The organism is Subtercola boreus, assembly GCF_003399625.1.
Lineage (GTDB): Bacteria > Actinomycetota > Actinomycetes > Actinomycetales > Microbacteriaceae > Subtercola > Subtercola boreus_C.
On the sequence record NZ_NBXA01000091.1, the window covers coordinates 1 to 6,912 of the forward strand.

8 protein-coding genes are annotated in these 6,912 nt (G+C 58.2%); 4 read left to right on the top strand and 4 right to left on the bottom strand.

Features of this window, described 5'->3' with window-relative positions; all coding sequences use genetic code 11:
* The 3 genes from B7R21_RS21090 to B7R21_RS19530 form a co-directional block, all read left to right on the top strand.
* A partial coding sequence (locus B7R21_RS21090; RefSeq protein ID WP_367302594.1) for an IS3 family transposase occupies positions 1–89 on the top strand: 89 nt, incomplete at its 5' end.
* 458 nt (positions 90–547) lie between these two features.
* Complete coding sequence (locus tag B7R21_RS19900) at positions 548–862, top strand: hypothetical protein (RefSeq protein WP_147305997.1); 315 nt, start codon at positions 548–550, stop codon at positions 860–862.
* The gene (locus B7R21_RS19530; protein WP_116284920.1) at positions 855–1,601 is read left to right on the top strand and encodes an SDR family NAD(P)-dependent oxidoreductase; all 747 of its coding nucleotides are present in this window, start codon (positions 855–857) and stop codon (positions 1,599–1,601) included. The genes B7R21_RS19900 and B7R21_RS19530 overlap by 8 nt, the downstream gene beginning before the upstream one ends.
* A gap of 125 nt (positions 1,602–1,726) precedes the next feature.
* Here B7R21_RS19530 and B7R21_RS19535 read toward each other — a convergent pair whose 3' ends face one another.
* The 4 genes from B7R21_RS19535 to B7R21_RS19550 form a co-directional block, all read right to left on the bottom strand.
* A complete protein-coding gene (locus tag B7R21_RS19535; RefSeq protein WP_116284921.1) occupies positions 1,727–2,608 on the bottom strand; it encodes a VOC family protein in 882 nt (293 codons plus the stop codon).
* 83 nt (positions 2,609–2,691) lie between these two features.
* Positions 2,692–3,534 (bottom strand): fumarylacetoacetate hydrolase family protein, encoded by an 843-nt coding sequence (locus B7R21_RS19540; RefSeq protein ID WP_116284922.1) that lies wholly within the window; start codon positions 3,532–3,534, stop codon positions 2,692–2,694.
* Between the two features lie 32 nt (positions 3,535–3,566).
* Positions 3,567–4,484, bottom strand: coding sequence for a sugar phosphate isomerase/epimerase family protein (locus tag B7R21_RS19545; protein ID WP_116284923.1), 918 nt, complete (start codon positions 4,482–4,484; stop codon positions 3,567–3,569).
* 45 nt (positions 4,485–4,529) lie between these two features.
* Positions 4,530–5,330 carry an SDR family NAD(P)-dependent oxidoreductase gene (locus B7R21_RS19550; protein ID WP_116284924.1) on the bottom strand — a complete coding sequence of 267 codons (801 nt, stop codon included), beginning with the start codon at positions 5,328–5,330 and terminating at the stop codon, positions 4,530–4,532.
* 159 nt (positions 5,331–5,489) lie between these two features.
* Here B7R21_RS19550 and B7R21_RS19555 point away from each other — a divergent pair, with 159 nt between their 5' ends.
* Positions 5,490–6,479 (top strand): alpha/beta fold hydrolase, encoded by a 990-nt coding sequence (locus B7R21_RS19555; protein ID WP_116284925.1) that lies wholly within the window; start codon positions 5,490–5,492, stop codon positions 6,477–6,479.
* Positions 6,480–6,912: the final 433 nt, after the last annotated feature.

A 6,912-nucleotide genomic window follows, 5' to 3' on the forward strand; every position in this document is an offset into this window, starting at 1 on the left:
GCTGGTACAACGCCCGCCGACGCCACTCCGGCATCGGCTACCTCAGTCCATTAGAGTACGAACGCCGCCAGCTCACACTGGCAGCCTGACCAACCAACCACCTGTCCGGGAAACGGGGTCAGCCTCAGATGGGCTGACGAGCCTGGTTGAGGTTGGCGGGGTGTGTGGGGTTTCGTCTGGGGTGGATGCAGGCATTCGGCTGCCTCGAGGCTCGATATTCGCGCGGGTGTTAGTGGTTTATTTGATAATCGGACGCCGTGTACGAGCAGCACAGCGACGGGCATGATGCACGCAGCGAGCAGAACGGCGGTCACGATGATGATCGTGCGGTCGAGCGTTCGCTGCTGGAGGTACCGGCTTCCAAGCCCGTAGAGGCCAGCACGCAGCGTCCAACACCGGCTCCGAGCCGCTCGAGTTCGTTGTAATTGAGGTTTTCCCACCCGCAATCACATCTCTCATGCCACACCGCCGGCACACAGATGAGGGCCCGGAGGCATTCGTCGGCGAGCCGAGAAACGACACTGGAGCAGCTGGTTCGGAAGGGTTTGTGGGGCACCTCAGCGAAGGCGAGCGGATCGTCGCAGCACCCTATCTCAATGGTGCATGGAATTCCTTCGCCCGCGTCTCGACGGCGTCTGGAGCCATCCGCAGCTTCGACGCAGCAACTCAAGAGTTCTCTGTTTTTGTTCTTTCCGGTGAAGGCAATTATTCAGTGGACGGACTCGCGCGCACCTTTCACCGCGGCTCGATTCTCACGATCGCCCTCGGAGCGCGACTCGACCTGTACTGCAGCACCGATACCGATATGTTCGTCACGGCTTTGACTGTGCCGACGCTTGAAATCAAGGAGAAATATGACTGAGACAATGAACCCGGGGTTCGTCATCGTTACTGGCGGTTCTAGCGGCATTGGTGCCCAAATCACTCGCGACTACCGAGCCGCCGGCGCCCGCGTCGCCGTCGTGGACCTCAGACCACCCGCGATCAGTTCCGGGGAGGAGTATTTTCACTGCGACATCACGAATGCTGACGATGTTGCAAGCGTAGTCGGCCGCATCGCTCAGTTGTTCGGTCAAATAGATCTGTTAGTAAACAACGCTGGCTACGTCACGCGAGGCGCGGCCGACGAGATTTCCGAGGAAGATTGGGACAAAACTTTTGCCATCAACGTCAAAGGAACTTTCCTCATGACAAAGGCCTCGTTGCCGTACTTGAAACAGAGTCCCGACGGTTCAATCGTCAATGTCGCATCGCAGGCGGGAATCCGGGCCGAGGCGCTTCTGTCGCCATACTGTGCGGCAAAGGCAGCCATCGTTCATTACACAAGGGCTCTTGCCCTCGAATTGGCTCCAGCGGTGCGAGTTAACGCGGTGTGCCCGGGCTTCGTAGAAACCGATATGGCTCGGAAATCGCTTGAAGAGGTCGCGCGGGAGACTGACCGAGCGTTCGCTGAAGTCCGAACCGAACGGATGTCGGTTATCCCCATGCAAAGATTTCAGCAGCCCTCCGACATATCGGCTGCCGTGCGATTCTTCGCATCTCGAGAGGCACGGGAGATCACGGGCGAAGTTATGAGCGTAGCGGGCGGCCAAACCTTGTAGTGTCGGGCCTGTTCGAGAACATCGCATTCTTACCGGGCTTGAGCCCGCCAGACTGAACCTGGCGGGCTCAAGCCACGAGCCGGCTTCAAGATCGAGCTGTCGACTCCCTCCAGCCGACCGCGCCTTCATCGCCCGAGTGGTGGGATTCCATTATCCAAAAAGCCGTTGGGAACGTGCCCGTCCCAACGGTTGATCCAATAGAGGTCATCTTCGTCCCAGTGACGTATGTTTCGTTCTGGGTCGAAGATCATTTCGAGGTCGGTGTAAAGCTCGATGACTGCGCCCGTCGGCTCGATGTAATAAACAGCGATATTGTCTCCGGCGCCGTGGCGGACGGGCCCCCAGGCTAAGCGGGAGCCACGGCGAGCTAGTCGGTCGCCGAGTCGTCCCAGGTCCACGACGCTTTGGGTTTGCCATGCGTGGTGGTGGAGTGCAGCTCGTGATGCTTTGAAGATCGCTATTCCGTGGTGATCGTTGTTACAGCGCATGAAGAATGCGGCGTCGCGACCGATGTGATCCGACACTTTGAAGCCAAAGATGGTGCTGAGAAAGTCGCGCATGGCAATAGTGTCGGTTGCCTGGATATTCACGTGCCCAAAGCGATCGGGGCCGTATCCGCCGTTTTTGACCATGCTGTAGGAGGCGCGGTCGATGTAGACCTGCCAGGTGAATCCTTCCGGGCCGACGAAGGCGAATCCATCCTCGATGTGATCCTCGAGCGGGTGTTCCGAGATGATCGGATAGCCTGCATGCTTCACCCTGTCTCTGATTGAGGCGAGCTCGTCGGAATTGGCTGCCACAAGCCCCACGTGATCAAGACTGTCGGTGGCCCCTTGGGTGTAGATGATTTCGCGGCGGCCGGTTTGTGCAGCGAATACGGCCTTATCGCGCGGGCTCTCAACCTCGTTCAGTCCGAGTACCTCAACGGCGTTTCTGGCGACGGCGCCGAGGTCGCGTGCGCGGAGGGAGACGTAACCTACCTCCGAAATGGGTCCTGCGTTGGTCACGGGATTCCTTTCAACGAACTAGATAAACTTGTCTGAAACGACGTCACAGTCGTCGAAGACACGTGTGTGAACACCTGCGGGAATTAGCTTCCGGTGAAGGTCTGTCGCATCTGGCCCAGACCCGTAGCCCAACTAACGAGTTCGTCGCCAGGTTGGATGAAGACCTGTGGGTCGCGCCCAAGACCGACACCAGACGGCGTGCCGGTGAAAATGACGTCGCCAGGGAAAAGAGTGACGGTAGCGGACAGCCTCGAGATGAGTTCCGCGACGGAGAAAATGAGGTCGCTTGTGCTACTGCGTTGCATCTCGTCGCCATTGAGCAAGCATCCGAGTTCGATGTTGTTGGGATCAGCGAATTCGTCGGGTGTAGCCAGCCAGGGCCCCATCGGTGCATATCCGTTCAGCGATTTGCCGAGACCGAATTGTGGTGCCGGCCCAGAGGCTTGCAGGATGCGCTCAGACAGGTCTTGCCCGAGCGTGAGACCTGCGACGTAATTCCACGCCGAGTCGACCGCAACCTTGCGTGCCGTCGAACCGATGACAACGACGAGTTCGGTCTCCCAATCGGTGTGCCCTTCACGGGGAATGTCGACACTGGTGTTTGGCCCCGTTACGGAACTTTGGAATTTGGTGAAAACGACCGGAGATTCAGGAAGCGCGAATCCTGACTCGATGGCGTGTTTCTTATAGTTCAAACCGATCGCAAAGATCTGCCTAGCGGCCGGAGAAGGAGCATCGAAGTCAGACGGGAGAATTTCGATCCCGTCGCCTGTTGCCGTCGCCGTCCACGGTACGAAGTCTTCCCAATGGTCATAGATCTTCGACATATCGGACGAGAATGTTCCGCCGCTGGCGGTCTCGATGTCGATTCCGTGAGAGTCATCCATGAGGAGCGTGGAGCGTCCCTTGATGCTGGCGATGCGCATGGTTACCTGTCTTTTGTTTGATGAGTTGACGATCAGCTGTCGGCGAAGCGATGGCTCTGCAAAATACGGTCGGCGGAGTCGAACGCGGCCTCAGAGGCGCGGAAGGCACCGGTAACGGCGTCGGTGATGCTCAGCTGTCGATGGGATTCCGAAATCATTTCGACTCCCCAGTGACCGGTCCAACCCGTCTGAACCATTGCGGCGATGAATCCAGGTACGTCGAACTCGCCCTCGCCGGGGTTCAGGCGGGCGTCGATGGCATCTTCCCAGATGGATGCGCCGCTGATCGATTCGAGTGAGTCGTCGAGTTCGACGACGAACACGGATCTGATGTCGAGCAGGTCGGGCAGACTTGAGTATGCAGTTCCGCCGCGATGCACATGCCAGACGTCGACACAGAGTCCGAGGTTCGAGTTGCCGATGCTCGTGACGAGTTTCACTCCATTTTCGAGCGTTCCGAGGTTGTTCATAGGCATTGGCTCGACTGCGATGCGTGTGCCGTACTCACGGGCCTCGGTGGCTAGCTGATCAAGTGCGGTCGCGAATGTGTCGAGGTCAACTGGTGCTTCTGAGAGATCCCCGCTCACTTTCATTGTGTGTGAGCCGAGCAGTTCGGTGGCCTCGAAGAGAAGGCGTCGCCACTCATCCGACGTTCGGCGCCGCTCGCCCGTCGTCCACCAGTCGGTCAGAAATTCCAGTTCGACGATTTCGAGCCCGACCGAGTCGAGGATGCTTCTCACCTCGGGTAGGCCGATGTCGCGTTTCGCCTTGAGAAGGTCGGCGTGTACAAACCCGATGCCGCGCCAGCCCGCCGCGGCTACAGCCTCTATGCGGGTGCGAAGGTCGACGGGGCTCGTTTCATCGCCGCGGCCGGGAGCGGCGTCTCCGGACCAGGTCCAGCATGTTGCGAGAAGGTCGCGGTTAGGAACTGCGGTGAGTGTTGTTGCCATGACGGATCCCTTTTAGATTCTGAAGAAGAGCTTGTTCAGTACGTGCTAGATGATGCTTCGGATGCTTCCGCCGTCGACGCCCCACACCGATCCGGTGACGAAACTCGCGAGGTCACCGGCCAGAAACACGATGACGTTGGCCACTTCCTCGGGGGTACCGAGGCGCGCCAACGGAAGCTGCCGCAGCTTCATCTCATGTTCCACTGCGGCTTGCGGCTCCATGTTGTGAAGCTGTGCCAAGTCGTCTGCAAAGCCGCCCGGTTTGCTCCAGAATGGTGTCCAAATCGGGCCGGGAGCGACAGCATTCACTCGGATGGTGGGCCCTTCTGCACGGGCGAGGCTCTTCGTCAGGGCGAGTACGGCTGCTTTGCTGGCGCCGTAATCCACAGGGACGGTTTCAGGCTGCCGAGCGAGATCTGAAGCATTGTTGACTATGGATCCGTAGGACGACTCCCGCAAGAGCGGCAGAGTGAGTCGAGTGGTGCGTACGTAGCTCATGAAATTGAGCTGAAGGGTCTTCATCCACATTTCATCGTCGATGTCGTCGAAGACGCGGCCGATGCCCGCGCCGACGTTGTTGACCAGAATGTCGAGCCCGCCCAGTTCAGCAGTTGCTGCATTCACGCCGGCCGTGGTCGATTCCGCAGACAGGAAGTCGACCTGCTTTGAAATGAGCCGCCCACTTGTAGATGTGACGCGACCAGTGAGCTCGGCCAATCCAGCTTCATCGATATCGAGCGCCGCCACATCGGCACCCTCACTGAGGAGCAGAGCTGCCGTGGCCTTGCCGATTCCGGATCCAGCGCCCGTTACGAGCGCTTTTCTTCCGGCGAGTGATGTGATCATGGAACCCCTTTGTTCGAACGTCGGTGCTCATCGTGGCAACGAACTTCACAATAACAACAATTTCGAATATTTCTGCTGTTTCTTCGAAATTTTCTGTTTATTTCTGAAATTGGTATATCGTTTTGTTAGGCAAAGATTGCCCTCAGATTGGAGACAACGATGTCAAGTGATGTGCTCGATTCTTTGGAGAAGGCAAAGGGCTATGGTTCAGTCCATAACTCGCCGAATCTCCCCCTCGGCTTCACCGATGTATTCGAGAGTTATCTGGTCGAAGCGAACGGAATTCGCCAGCACGCGATAATCGGCGGATCCGGCCGGCCGCTACTGCTTCTCGGTGGCTGGCCGCAAAACTGGTACGCGTGGAGACTGCTCATGCTTCCGCTAGCTGAGTCGTTCACCGTAATAGCGGTCGATCAGCGTGGCGTCGGCCTTTCAGAAAAGGCGCTGTCAGGTTACGACTCGACCAGCCTCGCCAAAGACATGGCAGATCTGATGTCGGCGCTCGGATACGAGACGTTCGCGATGGTCGGTCATGACATCGGAGCGTCGACCGGATACGCGGTAGCTGCGGACTATCCCGACCGGGTCGAGAGAATCGCACTTGGCGAGATGATCATGCCGGGTGTCTCGGCTTCACCGGAACTCATCCCCGACGACCGCCGGCTCAGCGACTTCTTGTGGCACTTCAACTTCAATCGCACACTCGCGGTGAATGAACAACTGGTACGCGGTCGGGAAGACATTTACATTGGTCACCAGTTCGACACCAAGGCGGGATCTCCTGACGCCGTTCCAGAACACGCCCGAGAGTTCTACATCGAATCGGTTCGACGCGACCCCGAGGCGCTGCGTTGTAGTTTCGACTACTACCGGGCCATCGACGATTGCATCCCTCAGAACCGTGCCCGGATGAAGACCAAAATCTCGGTTCCCATGCTTACGTTCGCCGGCAGTCTCGCTTGCGGAGATGGGGTCGAGCTTGAGCTTCGCCTTGTCGCAGACAACATCACCGAGTCGATCATGATCGAATGTGGACACTACGTCATGGACGAGAATCCCGAACCCCTTCTCAAAGCACTCATCTCCTTTTTTGCGCCGTACGCGGCTGGAGATGACACCAAGCGCCTGACTACGTCGGCCGTTTCTTAGAGTTCCACAGAAGGTGTGACCCGGCGAACGCTTCGCCGGGTCACACCTTCTTCTCTTGGGCGCACTCCCTGCAGCGGCAGTGATTCGATCTCGATCGGGATCGACGCCGACCACATGGTCGACCAGGTCCATCAGGTCCATCAGGTCCATCAGCATTTCGTTCTCTTCTCCCGTGCTATTGATGCCGCCGGCGAGAGGCAGGACTGTGATGGGTCACCCTAAGGGACATGCTCGTCATCAAGCCATCGGTTGTCGGTGGGTGACGAGCGGACATATCTCTAATGAGGACACCCGTCACCTACTCGCGGGTCTGCCCAGAGTTTGGTTGTCACTGGGGGTTGATGGTTTTCAGGCCGCGTTTGCGGTTGTGTAAATTGTCTCAAACTCGACGGGGGTGAGTTTGCCGAGGCCCCGTTGGCGGCGTCGGCGGTTG

What these genes read in the sequence shown, in the direction of transcription:
- B7R21_RS19530 (WP_116284920.1), top strand. Translation starts at nt 855, where the DNA reads ATGACTGAGACAATGAACCCGGGGTTCGTCATCGTTACTGGCGGTTCT.
- B7R21_RS19540 (WP_116284922.1), bottom strand. Translation starts at nt 3,534, where the DNA reads ATGCGCATCGCCAGCATCAAGGGACGCTCCACGCTCCTCATGGATGAC.
- B7R21_RS19545 (WP_116284923.1), bottom strand. Translation starts at nt 4,484, where the DNA reads ATGGCAACAACACTCACCGCAGTTCCTAACCGCGACCTTCTCGCAACA.
- B7R21_RS19550 (WP_116284924.1), bottom strand. Translation starts at nt 5,330, where the DNA reads ATGATCACATCACTCGCCGGAAGAAAAGCGCTCGTAACGGGCGCTGGA.
- B7R21_RS19555 (WP_116284925.1), top strand. Translation starts at nt 5,490, where the DNA reads ATGTCAAGTGATGTGCTCGATTCTTTGGAGAAGGCAAAGGGCTATGGT.